The following is a 22232-nucleotide window of genomic DNA, read 5'->3' on the forward strand; positions in this document are numbered from 1 at the left end:
CACGTATGTATAGTAGAGTTAATTACCTCGATTTTGTCCCAACTATTGTCCCAGAAATTATGAATGGGACAAAACTAACCAGTAAAATAGTAATTAAAGATGATTACGTTAGATCTGATGGCACCAGCGCATTGTATCTAGTTTTATATTTAAACAAGCGCAAACGAGTACCTTTAAACATATCGGTACCGCCTAAGTTTTTTGATAAGAAAAAACAGCGGGTTAAGAAGAACTACAAACAATCGGGTGACTATAACTTGATTATAGAAAAAATGTTAGGCGATTTAAATTTAATTGAAGTCAACTACAGATTAAACAACGAGCAATTAACTATAGATAGATTATTAGAAGAATTATTTACACCATCGTTACGCGTGAATTATAACGTGTTTGCTAGTAAAGTTTTAGAAGACCAGAAAAACAAAGGCTATATAAAAGCCTCAACCTACAGGCAGCAAGAAGGTGCATTACAAAAAATTAAAACATATAAAAACCCATTATTGTTTTCAGATATTAATGAAGATTTTTTACAAAAGTTTAAAATGTACCTAAAAAATAATTTAAAAAACAAGCCTGCGACCATACAAAGCACTATTAAGAACTTTAAAAAATATTTACACATAGCTAATAAGAGCGGAATTAAAACAACTTTACACTATAGCGATATTACAGTAAAATCTATGAAAGGAGATTTTACCTTTTTGCTTCCTAAAGAATTAAAAGCGTTACATCTTTTTTATAACAGTCCGTTTATTAACGCTACATGGAAAAATATTTTGCAACGGTATTTGTTTTGCTGCTTTACAGGCTTACGAATTGGAGATATTGAAAAACTAACTGAAGATAACTTTATAGAAAACACCATTGTTTTTACATCTGGTAAAACTGATAAATTCCAAAGAATTAAATTAAATGAAACTGCTAAAGCTTTAATTTCCTTTCCTCATATATTCGACAATAATTACACCAGGGAATATATAAATAGAGAATTAAAAGAAATTGCTAAATCTTGTGGCATTAAAAAGCGTTTATATTTTCATAGTTCACGCCATACGTTTGCTACTAATTATTTAATTAAAGGCGGACAGATACAAAATTTACAAAAAGCTTTAGGACACAGCAAAATAGAAACCACCATGGTGTATGCGCATGTAGTTGATAGTTTAATGAATGAAGAAATTGGTAATTTAGATGATATTGTAAACTAAAACGTTTCACTTTCAACATCTACTTGCACATGTTCGTCGTTTATTCGTTTAGTACGGATGCTTTTAATGATGTGTTTTTTACTGTATTTAAATAAACCTTCTTTTATGTTGTAAGGTTCTGAAATATGCTTTTTAAAAGTGTCCTTATACGTTTCGGAATTGGCTCGAAATTTTAACCATTTTACCCAGAAGTTTGAAGCTATATCTTGAAGCGATAAACTTATATTATTTACTTTTTGAGCCGCCAAAGGTTCGTTACCTACCAAACCATCATATAAACAAAACATTAAATCTTGTTCGTCTTTAGGATAAACAGCAGTTACACTATTATAATTATCGGTTACTTCTAAAGGCAACACCTTCATTTCTATTTTTTGCGTTTCTTGATCTACAAAATCGGTTGAATCATAAATTTGACCTTCGGCACTAAATAACACTTCTTGTTTATCAGGATAAGAAAGTTTAAAAAGATTGTTTTCAATCAATCCTCGTTTTGGTTCAGGCTGTTCTAAATGGCGTTTGTCTTGATATATCAAATTCTCTAAAGCATTATCTAAAAAACTAATATATACAGATGTATGCGTATAATCAAACTTAAGATTAAGCCATGTTTTAACACGGTTTACAAACTCTCTACATACCATATCTGGCATAAAATCGGCTATTGTATAAGCATCTGGAAATACATTTTTTCGACCTTCTTTAAACTCGTAAGTAAAATTATTAAAATTAGCAATACTGTTATACTGTTCGTAAAGCTTTAACTCTACTTTTATATCATCAAAAACCGAAGTATTTACAATATTAATATCTAAAGTTTCATTTATAGACACTTGCTTATTTACAGAAGATGCTTCATACAAAACCACATCGTTTTGCGTTATTTTAAGCTGAAAAAACGAAGCCGTGGCATTACTCATATTAATACGAAACTTTATACTATACGACCCAACACTTAAAGGCGTGTGTATATGCTCGTAAACATTAATGGTTTTACCTGAAATTGTTTGCTGACGCGTATACATATCAAAACTATAATCTTCAAACTGAGACACTGAATACTTTTCAAAAAACAATTTTGGCACCATCACTATTTTTTTTATAAGCGGATGGCTTACTACTTCGCCTCGTATTTCTAAACCTTCGGTTTTAAAAATAGTTTTAAGTATTTCTAATAAATAAGGGCAAGGTTGCATAACATTTCTGTTTACAGTAGTTGGCACACCTTCAACATTATCTATACTATTAACAGGGAATTCCCAAGAACTATTATTTACATAATTGTTTACAAAATACTCGAAACCTTCATAACCACTACGTTGTTTTATTTCTTCTCTAAAAATTTTAGGAAAGTTATGTGTTGCTTCTGGCCACGACTTACTTATTTGAGCCTTAGCAAAAACAGGTAAACCAGACGACGCTACCATAACTCCAAATTGCAAGAGGTTTAGTTTTTTATCGAAAACAGGTAATACTTCTTTACCATAATAAAATACAATTTCGGCAACGTCACCAACCACATCGTTAATAGATATATATGCATCGTAAAAATTACGATCTATAGTTAAGTACCCGTATATTTTCTTTTTATAAGATTTTATTACGCTGTAATTAACAAGACCTAACTTAACAGCAACTTTAGGCGTTAGTTTAACTTTAGCTGGAAAACTAAACGACTTACTTATTTTATCGGAAAACAAATCACTTGTTTCGTTAAACGTGAGCTGTAAATTTGATACATCCCATTCCCATGTGTTTGTTTGAAATTTTATCATACTAAAGCGCGTTTAAATTTAAGATTAAAACTATGCGTATGCCTGCGCGTTTCGTAAACCTCTAATTTTTTGGTTGTAAAATAAATTTCAACTGGCTCGCCATCAAAATATATAAATTTTCGTTTTGCTTTTAATATATAAACTAACCAGTCTACTTCTTCTTGAGAACGAACAAACCCTGTGTTTAAAGTGTATTCTACACCATAATCTATACTAACCACTTTTGTTAATTCTTTACCATCTACAGCAATTTGCGTAGTAACATCTTTTATAGTTGGTGTTTTTGTTAAAAAACCTGTTGTTGGGAAAAGCTCGAAATCGCCCCATTCGTTTTCAAAAGCTAATAAATTTTCTTCAGGAGTATTAGCTATTATAGTAACATCAACTTCTATGGTTCCCCAAGAGATTTTTATATTATCACCAGCTTTTAAATTAAGAGTGCTCAAATTAACAATAGCATTATAAACCATTAACGACCCGCTAATAGAGGTTTCAAAAGTATAAGAAGCATCGCCTGTTATATTTATTTCGGTTGATGGTAAAAACCTAGAACTTAAACTTAAAATTGCTTTATTAGTAACCGTAATAGCAGACGGTATATAACAAAGCTTATTTTCAATAGCAGGCGTTTTTCCTTTTAAGAAAAATAAATTTTGAAACTGTTCTATTTGAGCTACAGCTTCAGTAAACTTATTAATATTAAATGCTGTAAAACCAATGTTTATAGGTGTAATATTGTTTTGAATGCGGGTGTTAAACAACGTAGGCGGTGGTACTAACGGCATTAAACTATTGGTTTCTAAACCAATAATGGTTTTTGCAACTCCTTTATGATAAGGTTCTTCTTGTGTGTAAGGCAAATTATCTATACCGTTAGCTGTTACCATATCTAAAAGCAACCAATTATTATCGGCAGTAGATGTAACCTCTAAAGTGTTTCTATCATCGGCATAATACAACCCGTAACTTTCAACGCCTTTAGTGTAAAACGTAATAATTTTAACGGTGACGTATATTTTCTTTACAATATCGCCCATGGTAAAAGTTATAGGCGCTGTAAGTTCTCCAACGTCTAAAGCTTCAGAGTCTACCGAAATAGTTGCATTGGTTATTCCTGCACCGCCAGACTCAGCCGAAATTACAGGCCAATAGTTTTCTTTTGTAGCAACCCAGTTACCAGAAGATTCTATAATAATGGGTAGCTCTTTTAGGTTTTCAACTTCAAACTCGCTTACAAATTCGAAATTTCTAGGTGTTACATATAAAAAATCGGTTTCGGTATCACCTTCGGTTACTGTTAAAGAAACAAGCGCGGTACGAAGCGGTGAAACGCTATCTTGAACCGTAATTATAGCTTCGTAATAACCAGGTGTTAAACCTGTAGGATCTACACCAACATAAACACTACTATTACCCACTCCTGTTTTAGGTGAAGCAAACGTTACCCACGTTTGATTTGCGGTTAAATTCCAATTTGTTTCTGTTTGGATTTGCAATGTTTTATTTTGCGGTAAAGGGTCGCCAATTAAATAATTACCAAACGGTAGTGTAGTTGGACTTATAGTTAAAAGCACGGTATCTTCTACTGTTAAAGTAGCCGTGTAGTAATACCCATAAACAGCACTATGATACGTACCCCAACCACTAACATAAACATCGTATTGCACAGATAATTTAGCAGTATAACTACCTTCAGATAAACTTTCAGCAACAGTTTCGTTTACATCTAGTTGAAATTCTAAATCTTTAGTATCAGGGTTTAAGGCTAAATTTTTTAACACCAACCAATTAGGCAGGTTTAACACTTGGTAATTTCTAGTGTTATAGTTAGCGAGTGATACTTGCGAAAACCTTACAAATCCTGTTGGAACAGGAGATTGACTGTATTTTTTATAAGGAAAGGTATTTGCTGTAGGATTAAAAGCCATATCTTAATTTTTAGATGCTAGTTTAGTAGCGGTTAGTTTATCTTCTATTTCTTGGCGCTCTAGTTCTTGCTCGATGCCGTAGTTTATATGTGCTTTTACGCCTTTTTCTACTAATTGGTTTACTGCTGCTGCAAGTACTAGCATGGTTTCGTTATTGTTGGACGATGCAGGTAATTCTACAGGTTCGTTATTGGTTGGTTGTGATGGTGTATAAGAACCCGTTTCGTAACCAGGAACAGGACGACCAGATAAACGCATAATATAATCTACTATTTGCGGGTCCATTTTACGGAAGGTGTCAGGATCTACAATAAGCTCTGGACGTTCGCCTACTAATATCTCTGGATTGTTAGCTATATGAGTATTACTACTTTTTATACTTGCATTGTAACGTTTACCATCTTGAGCGCGAGTTACTGGGTAAAGGCCTTCTTCGAAGCCTTTAAGTGCTGAAGCTGCTATTGTAGCCATTTGAATTCCAGCATTTATATTATTTGCAGCCGTATTTTTAGCTGCGTTCACCGTGTTTATACCAACCCAAGGCTGTCCTCCTGTTAACGGAGACATTGCAACCGCCGCCATATTTGCTGCAGCAGTTGACGATGTTATTTTAGCATTAGCTAAAGCAGTTGATTGCACAATTTCTGAAATAGCTTTTCCTTTTTGAAACAGAAACAATGCTTTACCTAAAACGGTTTCTTGCTTAAAAACACCTTGTAAAATATTTAAACCTCCGTTTAATAGGTTTTTTTTAGCGTTTTGAAAATTTGCTTCTGCTTTTATTGACTCTTGTTTATATTTTAACTCTTGAGCCGCCAGCTTCTCTTTAGCTGCTTTGTCTTTAGCTGCTCTTTGTTCTGCAAAACCATCACGAATAGCTTGGATTTCATTAAACTTAGCAGTTTCTAATTGCGCGAGTAATTCGGTATCACCAGCAGCTTCTTCGGTTAACTTCTCAAACTCTAATTCTTTACGTATTACAGCTTCTTCTTCGGCTAATTGGTCTTTATCTACTTGCTTTAATTGGTCGCGAATGGCTTGCTCTTCATCAAACTTATCAATAGCACCTTGAACGGCTTGTTTAACAGCTAACGCGTCTTTAGCCGCTTTATCTTTATTACTTGTGCCAACATCATTATTAGACAAGTCGTTCTCTTTTTTGTCATCTTCTGGTTTATCTGGCTCTGTAACTGTTTCTTCGACAAGTCCAGACTCTTCTTTAAACTTATTTATTTCGGCGGTTAAATCGGCAAAAGCTGCTTGTTTTTCTTTTAATTTTTCAGCCGCAATACCACCTGTTCCTGTTAAGTTTTCATCACTTAAAAGTGTAAGTGTTTCTAACAACTTATTAGCAGAGGTCTTCATAAACCCCGATTGCTCTCTTGCTTTTTCTAAAGCCGCCGCACGTCGTTCGGTTAAGGTATTATTTAAATTAACTTCAATCCCTAAAGCGCGTTCAGCTTCAGCTAAAGTTTCTAAGCTTTCAGCTTTTTTGTCGGCAATGTAAATTTGTGTGTTAGCAGCAGAATCGGCGACTTCATTTAATTCATCAACCTTTTTTTGTAGAATAATTCTATTAATATACTGATTGTTTATTTCGCCGAGTATAGAAGACAGCTGTTCGTTAGACGCGTTTTCTAAATCGATGTTTTCTACAAATTTTGGATATTGCTCGTTTAACTGTTTAATTATTTTTTTACGATCACCTTCCGTTGTATTTACATCTGTAAGTTTTGTAATTAAAATATTAGCCTGAACTTGCTCTTGTTTTAAATTATCGACCAAAGATGTTTGAGCGCCTAATAAATTTGCAGCACCTAATTTTAATTTGGAATACATAATATTTAAAGAACTCCCTGTACCTGTAAGTTCTAGCCAAACATTGTTCGCGGCCTCATTAGCTTTAATTTCTAATTTTTTAGCTTCTAAATATGTATTGGTCGTTGTTGTTAAATCGCCAGTTTCAAGATTGATGTTTTGAAGATTAGCTAAATACTTGTACCCAGCGTCTTCTCCTGGACCACCAAAAATATCGGCAATTGCTTGACCAACTTCGGCAGATTGCGGTGGTAATTCAGATAGCTTTTTAGAAACCAGTTGCATAACATCGAAGGTGGTTTGACTACCGTTTTTTAAAGACTCCTGAACCTTATCGGAAGAAATACCAATAGCTTCTAAACCTTCTCGTGTTGCTGGTGGCAATTCTCTTAAACGAATATTAGCTTCTTTAATAGAATCGACTCCTTTATCGGAATAAATACCAGATTTTACTTCTTGCGTCATTAACGCAATTGCTTGATCTGCACTAAAACCAGACTCTTTTAATAAAACTGGATATTCGCGAAGTTTATCTAAAAATTCTTCGTTAGCATCGGCACCATCTAAAAAACCATCTTTAACTAAATCTAAAGCTTTATTAAAATCTATTTCCATGCCCTGTGCAAAATTATGCACAGCTTCGGTCATTTGTTTGGTGTCTTTATCGTAAGCATCAGACAAGCCTTTAATACCCGCAGTTGCCGATTTAAGCGCTAACCCTTTTAAGCCTGTTATTTGCTGAAGTGTAGATTTTACTTTATTTAGAACTTTTACGCTATCAACAACTACATTACCGAATTTCAATATAGCACCTACACTAAAAGCACCTGTCACTAAAGCTCCAATACCGCCAATATTAGACTTCATTTTACCAAGAATACCTCCCGTTTCTTTAGCACGACCTTTTAGTTCGTTTAGTCTACCACTAACAGCTTGCAACTCTTTTTCGTATTTTTTATAAGCAGCGGTATCAGGTTTTGTATTTGAGAGAATAATTCTTAGCCTGGTTTGCTCCTTACCTAATTGCTTAGTTGTTAAACCTGTTATACCAATCTCCTTACGAAGATCAATCATTTTAGCTTTATTATCTTTTACAGCATCGTTGTTTTTTCGTAATTCTTTAGTTATCTGTTTGTATTCGGCTGATTCTTTTTTTCCTTCTGAAATTAAAAGCTGTTTTGCTTTTCGTAAATCGTCACTAGACCTCGCTATCTTCCTGTTAGCAGATTCTAATTCACCTAAAGCTTTCTGCGCTTTATTACCGCCGTTTATTTCGATGGTGTATTTTAACGTTTCGTCTATAATTTTTTTAGCCATTATAGTACGATTTTATGTTCTTGAGCGATTAGGTTTCTAACATCGTCGGTTAACCCAAATTGAAGCTGATTAATGATGTTATTAAAGTGGCCATAAATAATAGTATTGTGGTTAGGTATAGCTTTTTGTTTTCGACCACGAATGTTTTTCATATCTATAACCCTTTGCATTATAGAATGCTCTACTACTAACGCGGTACCTGTAACTGTAAACTTGCGTTTTTCGAGTATTGTTTTTTTAAATTTTGGATTGAAACGATTTAAAACTCGTTCTTGCGCCGAAAATATATTGCTTGCTTCCTGTTTTAGGACGCGCTGTGTATATTTTTCGTTTATAGTATTAGTGGCTTTGCTACGTATGGCGTTCATAGTAGCAAGTTTAATAAAGGAAGTGGTTTATTAAAAGGACACGCCCGCGAGTAGCGGGCGTGTTAAATATTAATCTTGTGTTTGGTATTCGATAAACGATTTTATTTTATCGGGATTATCTTTTATTATAAAGGTTAGCGATAATGCAGAATTTAAAAAGGCTGCTACTACTTTTTGTTCTTTTTTAGAATAAATTTGCTCGTTTAAAGATAATAAGCAATCGTGTAAATGCTGTTGCGCATTAGGAATAAATTCTAAATGCCCGCCAAAACTATCTAGCCAATAAGCTAATTTCGTTTCGATAGCGGTGGTTTCTTGTTGTTCTTCTGTGTTTGAATTATTATTAGCATCCATAATCATTAAGCTTTTAAGGTTAATGAATCGCTAACATCTAGTTCTGGAGATAGTTGTTTTTGGATAGCCGATATTAAAATTATTACATTATCTATATGTTTACTAGAAAACCAGATACTTGCATCTGAAATAACATCGTACATTTCTACAAAATTTAACTGAGTAAATTTGCTTGAAAAATAAAACACATCGTTTGGATAACGATTTAAAACATCTAGAAAATTAATTACATGATTAAATTCTATTAGGTTTAAAATTAACTGACGCTTACCATTTAAACGTTCTTGCATATCAAGCTCTGCTTCAATCTCCGATTTAAATTTAGCTACATACTTATGTTTAGCCGTTTTTAAAGCATTAATTACTTGTGGTAATTTGTTAGTGTTTACAAATTGCTCTACAATGTGTGTGGTGTTTTGCACAACTGCTGTTGCTTCGATTGTTTTTCGCATAATATATTATTTATAAATACCCACGTAAGTTTGCGAAAAACAATCGTCAAAATGAATTGAGAAGTATAAGCCGCTAAGCTTATCTTACGTGGGATTTGATTAAATTTTTTGAGTTCCATTTATTAAAATGATTATTTTTCGCAATACGAATATACAAAAAAAAGCCAACACATTTACGTATTTGCTTTTTTTACCCCTATATGGGGTGGATAAAGATTAGTTTATATTAGTTAAACGCAGTTAATATACCATCTTTAAAATACAAGTAACTACCCTCATAAACCCATTGATCTCCAGAACTGCTTGTGTTTATTGTTTTAGGGCGCCCCCAAGCCACTGTACAAGCCAACTCTGTCATTCCTATAACTACTTTTTCTTGTAATATTTTTTTATAATAAATAGGATATAATTGTTTCATTAAATTATACTTCTTTTCAGTCAATGCTTTTTTCTCAAAATCATCTTTATACACTAAAATACGATGGCTTAAATCATCTTCTAAAACATAAGAAATATTACCATATTTACTATCTATAGTTATTTTTACAATCTCCCATAACTTTTCTTCACCAGGCACAACCTTTATTTCTTCTTTTAAAAAAACAATAGGGTTTATTAAGGTTCTAATGATGTATTTCTTGTTTAGCATAGAAGTTTCTAGCTTTTTAAAAAAACCTTCAACTATAAAAGGAAAAGCATGTTTATAACGTTTGTATTGGAAATAGATAATTTCATTACTAATCGTGTCTTTAAGTTTTAATTTAGGTCTATAAGTTTCAGCACCCAACACGTTTTCAACAAAAAAATACCTGCCAACTAAATTAGAATATTCAGTATTGTAACCAGTACTATTTGGTTTATATGTATTTCCTTTTACATGATTGGATTTATCAGGATTTAAAACAAAATTATCGTAACCAAACTTTTGCAAACTTTCCGACTTTGGTTTTACAAAAACATTTTGCCCTTTTAAAACACTAACATCTTTTCCTGGATAATTATATGTGCTATCATAAACTTTTATCAATTCTTTTGTTTCAGGGGTAGATGTTATACTTATTTGAGCTATTCCTATAGCAGGGATTAATAATAAAATAAATAATTTCTTCATAATAAATAACAGTTATTTGTATTTGTTTTTACGAACATAATCGGAAAACCACAAGCCAATTATACCAAAAGGAATAATTATAATTAAGTGCCAAATCTCGAATGCGTTCATAATAAAAAAGGTTATTGCTATTAACCAAACTAGGAGAGACGATAAATATACAAAAAAATGTATTGTGTAGGAATTAAACTATTTGTGTAATATCGATAATATCAAAACAGGTTTCTGGAATAAGCTTCTTAATAGCATTATTGGTTAAACTTTCTAATTTTTCAACAGTAACAATAATAGCACCTGTTTTATTAGCATACTCACTACCTGTCCATTTTTGATAACTGTATTTTACTATTAATTTTATCATTTTAAAAAACCTGTTTATCTAATTCACTATTTATTTGAGAGTATAATTTATCGTGAATAATTCTAAATGTTTTAGCGTTAGAAAACGTTATAAGCTTAAAATCTTCAAACAACATACCTTTACCCTTTATTAACTGTAAATGATTTAATACTCTTTTTTCAAAAACATCAATATCAAAATCTTCAAAGCGAGTTAATAAAAAATATCTCGCAATTTCATTCTTAATAAATCCATCAATAATACTTAGCGGTTCTGCATACCCGTTGTAATATTCTTTTATATCAATAATTTTGAAAAAAGCAGTTGCCGAAGCTGTTATTTGCTTATTGTCTTTAGTTGTAAAGTTAACTTGACTCACAATAACATCTTGCGTTCTTTTTGGCTGACAAAAAACAGCATCTAAAAACGGAATTTTAAAATAAATACCATTTTTTAAAACTCTTATTATTTTACCGTTTCGTAATTGAAGTCCGTTTTCCCATTCTTTAACAATAAACCAAAATTTAAACTGATTGGTTATGTATGTGAAAAATTCTTTAATTCCATCCATAATATTGAATTATTGATTTATATTTTAAAAAGCCGTTTTAGTATAAAAATCCATCACATACCCGTTACCGCCTAAATAGTTAGGCATTGGCGTTATTTGGATGCTGTTTAACTCGATGTTTTTAAACATACAATTACCTTCTGGGTTAGATATTAAAGCTTTTATTTTTTTTGCTAAAGCCAAAATTTCTAATTGGCATATTGCGAAATTATCGAGCTTAGTATCATTTGATGCTTTAGTGTCTGTCTTTTTAAGAATGTAAAAACTAAGGTTGTTTTTCATTTTCGCATTATCTTCATTGTTAGAATCATCATCATGCGAAGGCACAAGCGTTATTAAAGTACAGGTATTACCCGCATTAACAATATCTTTATACTCGTTTACCGCATCATCATGTTCGGCAACGGTAATGTTGTTTTCTAAGTTTGGTCGCTCATTTACAAAGGCATCGGCAAAGGCTCTAAAATCAGTTAGTAGTAGCATGGTTTTTACGTTTTAGTTTATCGTGTTCGGTTTTCTGGTTTACCAGGTAAGCTAGAATATCGTAGGTGTTTTGTTCGGCTACATCTTTAACGGTACCAAACACCTTCGTTTCGGCTAAACTGTAAAGCGTGCCTACCATACCCAAACTGTTAGCGGGTTGCGTGGTGTTAGATTGTTGGCTAAATAGCAGTGTTAAATCTATAGTGTTGCCGCCACCTATATCGAGCGCATTGCTATTGGCTATAAAATGCTGACTTGATGCCACAAACAGGAATATGGCATATTTTACCTCGAATGGTAATTGTGCTAAATCTTGCGCGTAGTTTTGTGTAAGGTTTGGGTTGAATTTTATACGTATATCGCCATCAAAATCGGCTTGATGTTTCAGCTTATTGTAATTTGGTTTTTGTGGGCGGTAAATGGTTGCTATAAGTTGGTTTAAGCTGTCCTCGCTACCCGATACTGCAAACTCGTTTAGATGCATGATTACTTGTAAGTATTCGCCATATACGGTATTAAACAATGCATCGGTTGGTCCATGAAAGGTTTTACCGTTTACAGATACCGTTGGTAGTAAATTGATGATGAAATCCATATTTACAACCTTAAACTCTTTGCCTTTTTCGCGCTTGCTTGTAAAAAACTGATTATTAAGTTTTGATATTTGGTTAATGTTTTCGAGTAACTGAGCGTTTTCGGGTTTTGATACATTAGCGGTGCGCACCAAATTTAATAGGGCATAGGTGAGCTTTATTTTGAATTCGTGAAACGATAGTTCGCCACTTTGATACAAAACCAACAACCTAGCAAATTTTATAAGCTGCTCGCGTGTAAACTCTTGCCCGCTTTCGGGATAGTTTAACAGGGTTTTGGTTTCTATAATTTCTATTTTATGCACTCTTAAACTTGCCTTTGTTAGTGATTTTTAAACCACGTTCTGCTAACACTTCTTTATTTTCCTTTTTAGAAGCTTCAATAACCTGGTGATTGGTTTTTTTAGATTTTGAAATCGATTTACCTTTATGAAAGGTGATTATCTTTTTCAGTTTCAATTTTTTTGAAGCCGAATTAATAATACCCCATTTAATAACATTAGCTTCTTTATTGCGTTGCTCGAAGTTTTTTAAACCTTGGCGCAAGGTGTATTCTCGTTTTCCTTTTTTAGTTAGTTTGTAGAAAAACCAATAGATTTTGTTTAGTAATTTCATTATAAGTTGACGTATTTTTTGCCTTCTTCAAGGCCGTTAGTAGTTGGGAGTTCTTCGAATGTTTCTGTTTGTTTAGAATATTCGTGTTCTAATTTTGTTAAGTATTTAGCACCTTCATCATTTAAGAATTGCATGACTTCGGCGCGAGCCAATGACTTCATACGTGTATTTTCGTTGTACAATAAACCTTCTGGAAACATTTCTACAGGAAAGGCTTTCATAGCTTTACCTAACGATAAATAGGCGATTGCTTTATGAATGAGGTTTAATAAAACGGTTTGGGTTTCGTTTGGTTCTGAAACAGCTTTTAATGTTGTGACACTATCTAAGGTTAGAATTGCTGTAACATGATCGTTTTCAAAATCTGCCATAAACGGCACTAAACGCTGATATAGTTGCCCTGATTTATTAATAGGAAACGCCGCATCGAATAGATTGGTATTTTTAAGAAACAAGGCGTTTGCTTTTTTATAAGCTTCTGAGCCTGTCCATTCTGGCCATGCTTTAGCCTCTAGCATAACGAATAATAAATCGAGTGCTTTGTAGGCGCGTTTTTTAGTTGCTGCGTTGTCTTGCGCAATTTGCCAATCCCAAGCCATGGTTTCAGAATCGGTTTTGGACACATTTCGTCCAGAATTTGAATGTGTTAATGCGTTATTTGGTGCGTAATCTAAATACGCCATGGATGCGATGTAAAGCTGACAGTATTTTATAGCTTGAGCAATGTCTTTGTCTTCGGTTGGGTTCGCATCTGCATAATACTCCTGTAGCTTATCGTAAACTTCCTGACTTATTAAATTGATTAAATCGGGTGTGTTTAGCTCAATGTCTGGCTCTAGATTAGCATAGGTAAAACCACCATCTAAAAAGCCTAATATTTTTTTTATTTCGGCTTGACCGCTATTGTTTTTATTAAAAAGTAAGTCCATTATTCTCCTGGTGTTTTAGATTCGGTTGGCATTGCGCGTTGCGAGCTTGTTATATCTTGCTGGCGTTCGGGTGTGGTACGGTAGAAGCCTACTTTTTCGCCAGATGTAAAGCGTGTTTTAAGAATATCATTTAACGCCTTACAAACGTAATATTCAGGTATGGAAGTGGCGGTTTTTTGGTGAATGATGTAAGCGTTTAGTTGTTCGGATCCTGAATCTGATTTTCCGTCTGCACCTACCATAACTAACGATGCATGTAAACCTACGCCTGCTTGCATAGCATATATGGCGGTGTCGTACATTTTTACTTGACTTTCTACCCATTCTTTAGTTTTTTGCTCTATTGGGGTTATTTTCCAGCCTAATTCCATAGCTGTAGCACCAATAAGCTGAATAACGTATTCATTATGCCAAAATTTACCAACGTTTTCGGTACCTGATAGTAATTCACTTAATTTATCTAGAATCTCTGTCTTGAGATCTTCTAGCATTTTTTCTTTGTACGGTATTGGTGGCGATTGCGCTTTGCAGTTCTTTTCTAGAATATCGCGTTTTTCTTCCCAAAATTTAGCAGGACTTTGAATATGCCACTTAATATTTAATGCGTTTTTAGTAAAAGCTTTAAATATTTTGGGCGTATTGGTAGCGTTGGTAATCCAATCTAAACTACCATATATATCTGGTAACGGATAATCTGCCATACCATAAGTTTTAAACTTTTGGTGGTAGATAGCTACAGGGTATTTATCGGGGTTTTTAGGGTCGTATAACGGGTAAGCCTTCATTTTTTGAAGATCTTGTTTAACCCAATCGCCAACAATAACGTGTGTTGGTTTTTTGTTTTTATCGGTTTTTCTATATCCTAATAAGCAATCTGAAGCACTAATATGCTCGATAGCAGCAGGAACAGTTTTACCTAAACGCCCTTGTTTGGCTCGAAACACCTTAACACATACACGTTTTTCGAAATAATAATCGGTAGCATTATTTTGCAACAACTCTTCGTGATTAATACTCTCTAAAAAGGCTTGTACATCTGGGTTTTCGATAGGTTCACGAAAGTACTTCGTGCCATCCTTTTTCATTTTATACAGGTAAGGACCTTGTTCGATAAGCAGCTCAACCTTACGTTCTAAGGCTCTACGAGCGAAGGAGTTCGCTAATACAGTTTCTTGCACTTCATTAGGGATATGCTTACCCTTACCGAATGGTATTACCTTGAAGTCGCCTACATCTAGCGTGTTATCTTGCCAATCTGAAAAGGTTTCGGTAGGCGCGTCTGACGATGTATTACCACGCCCTGTAATCTCGTAATAGTTTAGATTATTACCTGATAATGATAAATAGCCGTCCTTATGGAATCTATGTGTATTACTCATTTGAGTTTGATTTGTTTGTCGTTTACTGATAGCAATAGCGGTATATACCCTGTACCACACTGATCTTGTATAACATCTATATAGTTAAACTTATAGTTAGCGTTCTTGTCTTTAGCCTTGGGTGTTTGCTTACGTAGTAGTGCCTTTGGTATGATCTTGATAGACCCGTCGAGCTTCCTAAACACGAGCTTGAATGGCTCGTTAATGGTAGTGTGTGCATGCATGTCACTAAACATGTCGCTATAGCTCTTATATACTGGTGCATCCATAGTAACAATATTAATTAATCGTCTGAGCTATTAAAAGGACACAAAGCGAAGCAGGAGGGAAGCCGTCATATATCTCAAATAGGATATTCTAGTGTAATTACAGATTACGGCCTTAGCGTGGCGGTATTTTCTTCGAGACAATTTTTAATTATTGAAAACTGCACAGGGTTTTTGTGTTGAAAATCAACGAATTAACAAAATTGAACTATAAAACTATAGTCAAATAACAAGGTTTAATAAAATAAAGAGATTATTTAATAACGGGGTTTGATGAGAATAACGGTTTATCGAATTCAATTTTAGATAAATACTCTGGTCTACATAATAAATACTTACCAGCATCACTCATATTAGTAGACTCTAAAGGCAACCTATGATCGGGGAGTTTTTCGGTGGATTTATCTTTTTTAATTTCTTTGTTGCCTTTTCTATCTATATGTATAAATTTCTGTGCTTGTTCCATAGAACTCTTCCAGCACGGGCAATTATGTTTATCTATTAATAAAGCAGGTAAGTCTTTATTTTTACCGCCTTGCATTTCTAGCATTAACTCGTACTCGGTTTGTGGTGAAATATTAGCTTGTCGCTCATTCATAAGCGTAACCGTCCAGCCCGAAGTAATACCATCGGCAAACTCGTAATTTTCTATAGCTTCTTTTAATTTAGATGCATGGTCCTCACCAACACGTTTCCATTTATTGGTTGCACGATCATGATATAAAACCAATTGTTTTAATTTATGATATTTAAAATACTCGCAAAACTGCGCCCCAAGCTCTCTAATAAAATCTTCAGGCAATGTGTAGAATTCTTTTAAACCACGATAAAACGGCAACTGCTCTTGCCCCACCACCAAACTACACATGTTACCAGAATCAAATCCAGCTTCTAAATGTTCGTTATGGCGAATATATTTTAAATCTAAACTACTTTCTTCGGTGTCTTGTATTTCGGCATAGCTAGATTTATCTATTCGGCTATATGTAAAACCATCACTATAAAAATTCTTTTCGTTTAGGTTTGGGTAAAACATTAAGCCCTTTTCTAAGGTTGGTTTTATTGATAATAAAGCCGTCATTAATTCCTTAAAGTTTCCTTCGGAAAACTGACTATAAAAATACTTCTCAGTTAATATATCGGCATTAACAAACGAACTGCCTATATAAAAAAACGTCGAGTTCATCCGCGCCTTGTTATACCTGACAGTCCATCTACTAATATTTTTTTCAATATTTGTTTTGTCTTTTTTTAATTGTAAATCGGCAGGACGTTCTTTTATCTTATTTAAAACTTTTACCAGTTTTATTTTTTCTTCATTCAATATAAAAGCTACTTGCAATATGGTTTCAATTTGCTTTAAATCCATATTCTCTTCCATGCTCAAAATCCAATCGTACTCGCCTAAATTCGTATTAGGCATATCGGTAGTATAAGTAGATCCTAAATAATAAGGGCTTCGGCCATAACGCACACTCTCACCACGGCTTGCTTGCCGTATTTTATTAAGTTTCTTATCGTTTAAGTATTTTGCTTCGTCGCCACCATCATGCTGATAACTATCTCCAGCACCAACCGAAGGTCTATCTTGACTTATAATTTTAAAATGCGTGCCATGATATGTAGTAAGCGTATGTTTCCAAGACAGTACCGTTTTATGAGGCTTTTTAAAATGATCGGGCGGTCTAGAATCTACAACAAAATGAATACCTTCAACCCAACCGTTTAACTCCCAACCCTGTACTATTTGCGGAATAATATTTTTAATAGCATTCATGTAGGTATCTGCCGAAACCGAAACAAAACACCCAGGCATTTCTTTACTAATATCCATAAACCGTTTAGAAAGTATAGACACCGTTTTAGCAGAAGCTCTACCCAACACCAACCATAAGTTAGTTGGCTTAATCATATCAATCATTTGCGCTAACCAGTTGCTATAACGCAGCACCACATCGTTAGCGGTTTTATCAATCTTTGGTTTGCTCATTGAAATTAAATATTTCTTTAGGTTTTACGCCCGCCTCCATTTTAAGCTTAAGCTTTTGTGTTTCTTCAAGTGGCATTTGGTCTATATACTCAGCTAGAATATGGCGGTTCGCTTCAGGCAAACCAACATCGGCAGGTGTTAAACTATGTATCTCTACCTTTTCATCTAGTAAACCATCAGGTATAGGTTCTTTATCTGGTAAATGCAAGCCCTTAACTCTAGCAGCACGCTCTACAGCATCTACTATTTTAAGCGCAGTAACATCTGTTTTACAAGTTCTAATAGCTAATTGAATAGCTTTCATAGCTATTTCAAAAAGCATATTACGCAACGCATCATTACTGGTAGATTTATCTAAATGAAAAAACCTAAGCGCATCATCAAATCTACTTTTAGCACTTTTAATATTTAACTGCGGAAAAAAAGCCATTAAAGAATTAATAACATTACCAGGACTTTCTACACGATGCAAACGCTGTTGTATAAACTGAAGCTGTAACAAGTAATCTTGTATTTCGGGTTCCATATCATCAGCAACCACGCCCTTCTCAATATAATCGTTAAGTATATCAAAATGAAGCCCTTCAAGAGCGCTATGTAAGTCTTTCTTTTTTGCCATAATTAGTAAAAATCAAAACCCAAAAACATCAGCCTTTATATCTTCAAAGGCTTGTTCTTGGGCTTTTTTATCGTGTATCTGGTAAGCGGTAACGTTACCGTCGTTCATCATATCAATTAACGCTTCTTCTTTGCTTGAAGCTATTTGTAACTTCCCGCGCTCGTAAGCTTCACGTATTTGGCTTGTTTTATCGCGCCATAAATACATAAAATCTCTACGGCTAACGCTTAATGTTTTAGCAATATCACTAGGCGCAAAGTTTTTACCAGCTAAATCTTCAATAGTATCGTAGTCGGTTTCGTTTAGCGTTTCTATTAATTGAACGATGCTCATGCATTAATCTAGTTTTAAATATTATCGTTTACTCAAAACCTCTTTAGCATGTGCCAATAAATCTTCGTCGCGTTCTAAAAGCTCTGGCTTATCTTTATTGCGAGACACATTAACAGTAAGTGCGTTAATTTTTTTAGTAAGCTTATCGGTATCTAAAGCACTAATTTCTTCTTTTAACTCTAAGCGTTTAAACAACGGATGCGCGCCTAAAATTTGTTTATTGGTGTTATAGTGTTCCAACTCATTATAAGCCATTTTATTAGCTATATAATTACCTGTAACCGTATCGGCAATAGCTTTACTTTCAGCAGGACCTAATAACTCATGTAGTTTAGGCTGGTTTTCTTTAAAAGTCTCGTAAGTGGTAATTAAATCGTTAACCACAATTTTTAAAACATCAGGGCAATTAGGTTCGCTTAAAAACGGAAACTGATCGCGTAACTTAATACTAGCCTTAACCTCTTGCGGTAACTCGTTTATTTTAGTAGTAACTAATTGCTCACGCGCTTTAAGTAAATTACCAACAGCTAAAACATTAGCATCTTCAATTGCTTTAATATAGAAACGTTGTATTTCGGCATCTAAATCGGCTTTTTTTCCTTTAGGTTTTTCAACTCCTAATTTTCTCAACAACGCTTTACGTTCGGCATTACCAGGTAAGCCACTAGAAAAGTTAGGAATAGGAGCAGGGTTTAGTTGGTTTAACAACGAATACTCTGGCAGCGCAATAGCAGCTTTAACCAAATCTACCAAATCGGCTTCAGGGTTTACCAATAACAATTTATCTTCAGCAGTTAATAAATCTATAACTTCTACTTCTTCAACCACTTCAGGAGTAGCAACCACAGCATTTTGTGTATGCATTTTTAAAATACGCTCTGGCATACCCACAGCTTTAGCAAGCTCGTAACAAACCTTGTCTATGTTTTTCTGAGTATTAGGAAAACGAGAAAACGCATTTTGTAACGCTTTGTTTTTTTGCGGTAATTTATTGTATAAATTTTTACCACCAACTAAGGTGCGGTCATGTTTTAAGTACTGTTCTACTTGTTTTAAAAAGTCGCTCATAGCTAAAAGTTTAATGTTGTAATTATTAGAATACTAATGTAATTACTCTTAAACCCCATAAAAAGGACACACTAAGCCCGTTTTAATTATATAGCTTTCGCGGAAGAAAAAATAAACAGAAATAAACGACCCCGAAAAGTGGGTTTTAATTCGTGCGGTTGAACTGAACCGCTGAAACACCAATAAACATAAGGGTTTGTTCCGCACGAATTGATTGTGCGGTTTTGTGCGTTCCGCACGAATTAAACTAAAAAACCACCTATTAACGTCTTAATAGGTGGTTTCGTGAAAAAAATATACTCAGGTTTACGATCTGAATATAATTTAAGTATCATAAGGACTATTAACATCATCAGCAAAATGAGTTATTTCATAAGGCTTTTGTAGAAACCAATTAGATTTTATATCAGCTTCAAACCAACATTCGTTTTTAACATCCCAACGACAAGTTTCTATAACACCTCCTTGAGGCGCTTCGGGGTTACAAGAAAAAACGATACAACTTATATAAGGCGGATTAAAACCACTGTATGTTTCAGGTTTCCTGTCTTCTATTTTAGTCCAATTTAATTTCATACCCTAAATATATTAATTTCTACATTTATCTACTAACGGTAAACCGTGTAGTTTGGTAAAAAACTTGGTAAGCTCGAAATGCGTATGCATTAAATTGGTACGCTGTTCTTTGTAATCAGCTTCTTCGGTTAACAAAAAAGCATAAAACAAATCGTTAATACGCTCTCTGTAATCTTTGGCTTGTAAATAACATAGCAGTTCGTTTAATACGGCTAATGCTTGTTCTTTTTGATCTTGTAACTCTTCGCTGTTTTTCGGCATAACTTTGAAATTTAAAAACACCTACACGAGCTGCCGAAAAACAACGAAACGAAGTAATTGAGTAGGCTTCCCCAAACTCTCTCATGTAGGATATATTAATAAAAATGTTTTTTGAAATCATAGTTTCAAGGTTTTTCGGCACTACAAATATAACAAAAAAACCAATACGTAAATGTATTTGTTAATAGTTTTAGGCGCAATGGTAGGTTTGTATGAAATAATTAATCACGGTTTTTTTTAGAAAATAATTCTCTAAACTTTGTATCAGCAATACAAGGTTCAGAATGATGCCACGACATATATATCGCTTCTAATTCTTCATCAGACAAATCAATTATAATAGTTTCTCCTGGTTTCATACTCAAAAATACAAAAAAAATAAACAGAAATAAACGACCCCGAAAAGTGGGTTTTAATTCGTGCGGTTGAACTGAACCCCTGAAACACCAATAAACATAAGGGTTTATTCCGCACGAATTGATTGTGCGGTTTTGTGCGTTCCGCACGAATTTAATCTATTTTCTCTAAATCTAATCGAATACATCCGTATTCCTTATTTACTAAGCAATCTATGAGTTGTTTTTCAGGCACTTTAAACCTATCACCATTAATAACGATACAATCAGACCCTAAAGCCTTTAAAATAGTTTTGTAACCCATCCTAATACTATAAGAAACAATTGTTTTAGTAACGGAGCCTTCATGGTACTCTTGATAATCTGTTAAATCAAACATATACACTTAATTCTTTTAAAAAGTTTTAGAAAAATAACCACCAACACGAGACCAACTCTTATCAATAACGTTTCGCTTCCTATACGATTGAGTAAAGTTACTTCCGTACAAATCAAAAGCAGACAAAAAACCTTTAAAAAAGGATGAGTTTAATTTATTATTTAATACGTTTCTCATACCCAAATTTACAAAAAAAAATCCCGATTCATTACAAATCGGGATTTTCATCAACTAAACTAAATAAAATAACAAAAACTCACCTTATTATGTTCTACTTCGTTCTACAAATACGTGGTCGCCTCCAGCTACTTCAACAGCTTCAACAGTTAATGTTGCACCGCTTAAAGCATCCCAATCTACCGCGCCCGCTAATAAGAAATTAGCGTTACTAGCTTCAATAGTTGCAGGGTTTGTACCACCACTACCTATTAAAGTGTACATACCACCTGTTGTAGCGTTTATAATATCGGTAATAATAGTAGCACCTGTATTGTCTACTAATTGATATTCACCGCTTCCTGGTGTAGCATCTACCGTTACAGCATCGGCAGCTATTACATTAGCGGTAGCCTTGGTAAACGTACCATAATAACGCTTAGGTAATAAAGCTGTTTTACTAAATTGCTGAAATTTAAGCAACCAACCTGTGCCGTCATTATTATTAGTTCCTTCTGGTATTAAGGTTAACGGTGCCGCACAACTACCATACACTCTATAGAAAGCATCAGGATCTCCGCATGCGCCAATTTTTTGAGCCACAATAACGCTTTTATTTAAAGCGTTTTGTATTAAATTCTCGATAACCTTATCACTACCTGGGTAATAATACTCAGGAAGACTAGACATCGAAATATTATCTTCTTCTCCTTCACCTGTCCCTGGTAAACTCGTTTTACTAGATGTAACTTGCAATTCAGTTACATACTTGTTAGGTTTCATTATATAATTCCCTACGGTATCCACGCTAAATGGCACTGAAGAAGGGAATGTTAAAATATCACTTAAAAAAAGGATGACAATCTGAAAATTTTTACTTTCAGCTGCTCCAGAGCCTTTTTGCACTAAAGATGGGTTTGTCCAACTCATGATTATATGTTTTAAAAATTAAACAAAAACCAGAGCCTTTACGTTAATAAAGGCCCT

The 22232-nt window shown here is 33.9% G+C and carries 25 protein-coding genes; 1 reads left to right on the forward strand and 24 read right to left on the reverse strand.

Annotated features, from left to right (window positions below):
- Positions 1–5: 5 nt before the first annotated feature.
- A complete protein-coding gene (locus ACH5TX_RS04625) occupies positions 6–1208 on the forward strand; it encodes a tyrosine-type recombinase/integrase (protein ID WP_439338366.1) in 1203 nt (400 codons plus the stop codon).
- Here the strand turns inward: ACH5TX_RS04625 and ACH5TX_RS04630 are convergent.
- From ACH5TX_RS04630 to ACH5TX_RS04745, 24 genes are all read right to left on the reverse strand, one after another.
- Positions 1205–2983: a hypothetical protein gene (locus ACH5TX_RS04630; RefSeq protein WP_439338367.1), complete on the reverse strand. Its 1779-nt coding sequence runs from the start codon at positions 2981–2983 to the stop codon at positions 1205–1207. The genes ACH5TX_RS04625 and ACH5TX_RS04630 overlap by 4 nt on opposite strands.
- Positions 2980–4911 carry a BACON domain-containing protein gene (locus tag ACH5TX_RS04635; protein ID WP_439338368.1) on the reverse strand — a complete coding sequence of 644 codons (1932 nt, stop codon included), beginning with the start codon at positions 4909–4911 and terminating at the stop codon, positions 2980–2982. Before ACH5TX_RS04635 ends, ACH5TX_RS04630 begins: the two co-directional genes overlap by 4 nt.
- Before the next feature lie 3 nt (positions 4912–4914).
- On the reverse strand, positions 4915–8046 hold the full coding sequence (locus tag ACH5TX_RS04640; RefSeq protein ID WP_439338369.1) for a phage tail tape measure protein: 3132 nt from the start codon (positions 8044–8046) through the stop codon (positions 4915–4917).
- The gene (locus tag ACH5TX_RS04645; protein ID WP_439338370.1) at positions 8046–8414 is read right to left on the reverse strand and encodes a hypothetical protein; all 369 of its coding nucleotides are present in this window, start codon (positions 8412–8414) and stop codon (positions 8046–8048) included. Before ACH5TX_RS04645 ends, ACH5TX_RS04640 begins: the two co-directional genes overlap by 1 nt.
- A 69-nt stretch (positions 8415–8483) precedes the next feature.
- A complete protein-coding gene (locus ACH5TX_RS04650; RefSeq protein ID WP_439338371.1) occupies positions 8484–8768 on the reverse strand; it encodes a hypothetical protein in 285 nt (94 codons plus the stop codon).
- Between the two features lie 5 nt (positions 8769–8773).
- The gene (locus ACH5TX_RS04655; protein WP_439338372.1) at positions 8774–9220 is read right to left on the reverse strand and encodes a hypothetical protein; all 447 of its coding nucleotides are present in this window, start codon (positions 9218–9220) and stop codon (positions 8774–8776) included.
- 226 nt (positions 9221–9446) lie between these two features.
- Positions 9447–10331: a hypothetical protein gene (locus ACH5TX_RS04660; protein WP_439338373.1), complete on the reverse strand. Its 885-nt coding sequence runs from the start codon at positions 10329–10331 to the stop codon at positions 9447–9449.
- Between the two features lie 184 nt (positions 10332–10515).
- A complete protein-coding gene (locus ACH5TX_RS04665; protein WP_439338374.1) occupies positions 10516–10692 on the reverse strand; it encodes a hypothetical protein in 177 nt (58 codons plus the stop codon).
- Position 10693: 1 nt separating this feature from the next.
- Positions 10694–11242 (reverse strand): SPFH domain-containing protein, encoded by a 549-nt coding sequence (locus ACH5TX_RS04670; RefSeq protein ID WP_439338375.1) that lies wholly within the window; start codon positions 11240–11242, stop codon positions 10694–10696.
- Between the two features lie 24 nt (positions 11243–11266).
- Positions 11267–11725, reverse strand: a complete 459-nt coding sequence (locus tag ACH5TX_RS04675) for a hypothetical protein (RefSeq protein WP_439338376.1) — start codon at positions 11723–11725, stop codon at positions 11267–11269.
- The gene (locus tag ACH5TX_RS04680) at positions 11709–12623 is read right to left on the reverse strand and encodes a hypothetical protein (protein WP_439338377.1); all 915 of its coding nucleotides are present in this window, start codon (positions 12621–12623) and stop codon (positions 11709–11711) included. Before ACH5TX_RS04680 ends, ACH5TX_RS04675 begins: the two co-directional genes overlap by 17 nt.
- A complete protein-coding gene (locus ACH5TX_RS04685; protein WP_439338378.1) occupies positions 12616–12933 on the reverse strand; it encodes a hypothetical protein in 318 nt (105 codons plus the stop codon). The genes ACH5TX_RS04680 and ACH5TX_RS04685 overlap by 8 nt, the downstream gene beginning before the upstream one ends.
- Positions 12933–13862, reverse strand: a complete 930-nt coding sequence (locus ACH5TX_RS04690; protein WP_439338379.1) for a DUF6712 family protein — start codon at positions 13860–13862, stop codon at positions 12933–12935. The genes ACH5TX_RS04685 and ACH5TX_RS04690 overlap by 1 nt, the downstream gene beginning before the upstream one ends.
- Entirely contained in the window at positions 13862–15241 is a 1380-nt protein-coding gene (locus ACH5TX_RS04695) for a hypothetical protein (RefSeq protein WP_439338380.1), read from the reverse strand. Before ACH5TX_RS04695 ends, ACH5TX_RS04690 begins: the two co-directional genes overlap by 1 nt.
- A gap of 519 nt (positions 15242–15760) precedes the next feature.
- Positions 15761–17497 (reverse strand): hypothetical protein, encoded by a 1737-nt coding sequence (locus ACH5TX_RS04700; protein WP_439338381.1) that lies wholly within the window; start codon positions 17495–17497, stop codon positions 15761–15763.
- Positions 17478–18116, reverse strand: coding sequence for a hypothetical protein (locus ACH5TX_RS04705; protein ID WP_439338382.1), 639 nt, complete (start codon positions 18114–18116; stop codon positions 17478–17480). The genes ACH5TX_RS04700 and ACH5TX_RS04705 overlap by 20 nt, the downstream gene beginning before the upstream one ends.
- 12 nt (positions 18117–18128) lie before the next feature.
- The gene (locus ACH5TX_RS04710; protein WP_439338383.1) at positions 18129–18449 is read right to left on the reverse strand and encodes a hypothetical protein; all 321 of its coding nucleotides are present in this window, start codon (positions 18447–18449) and stop codon (positions 18129–18131) included.
- A 21-nt stretch (positions 18450–18470) separates the two neighbouring features.
- A complete protein-coding gene (locus tag ACH5TX_RS04715) occupies positions 18471–19517 on the reverse strand; it encodes a hypothetical protein (RefSeq protein WP_439338384.1) in 1047 nt (348 codons plus the stop codon).
- A gap of 324 nt (positions 19518–19841) precedes the next feature.
- Positions 19842–20093 (reverse strand): hypothetical protein, encoded by a 252-nt coding sequence (locus ACH5TX_RS04720; RefSeq protein WP_439338385.1) that lies wholly within the window; start codon positions 20091–20093, stop codon positions 19842–19844.
- A gap of 12 nt (positions 20094–20105) precedes the next feature.
- Positions 20106–20354 carry a hypothetical protein gene (locus ACH5TX_RS04725; protein ID WP_439338386.1) on the reverse strand — a complete coding sequence of 83 codons (249 nt, stop codon included), beginning with the start codon at positions 20352–20354 and terminating at the stop codon, positions 20106–20108.
- A gap of 221 nt (positions 20355–20575) precedes the next feature.
- Positions 20576–20713, reverse strand: coding sequence for a hypothetical protein (locus ACH5TX_RS04730; protein WP_439338387.1), 138 nt, complete (start codon positions 20711–20713; stop codon positions 20576–20578).
- 151 nt (positions 20714–20864) lie between these two features.
- Entirely contained in the window at positions 20865–21089 is a 225-nt protein-coding gene (locus ACH5TX_RS04735) for a hypothetical protein (protein ID WP_439338388.1), read from the reverse strand.
- Between the two features lie 15 nt (positions 21090–21104).
- Positions 21105–21266 (reverse strand): hypothetical protein, encoded by a 162-nt coding sequence (locus tag ACH5TX_RS04740; protein ID WP_439338389.1) that lies wholly within the window; start codon positions 21264–21266, stop codon positions 21105–21107.
- Between the two features lie 87 nt (positions 21267–21353).
- Positions 21354–22175, reverse strand: a complete 822-nt coding sequence (locus ACH5TX_RS04745) for a hypothetical protein (RefSeq protein ID WP_439338390.1) — start codon at positions 22173–22175, stop codon at positions 21354–21356.
- Between the last annotated feature and the right edge of the window lie 57 nt (positions 22176–22232).

Source organism: Thalassobellus citreus, from assembly GCF_044385915.1.
Lineage (GTDB): Bacteria > Bacteroidota > Bacteroidia > Flavobacteriales > Flavobacteriaceae > Thalassobellus > Thalassobellus citreus.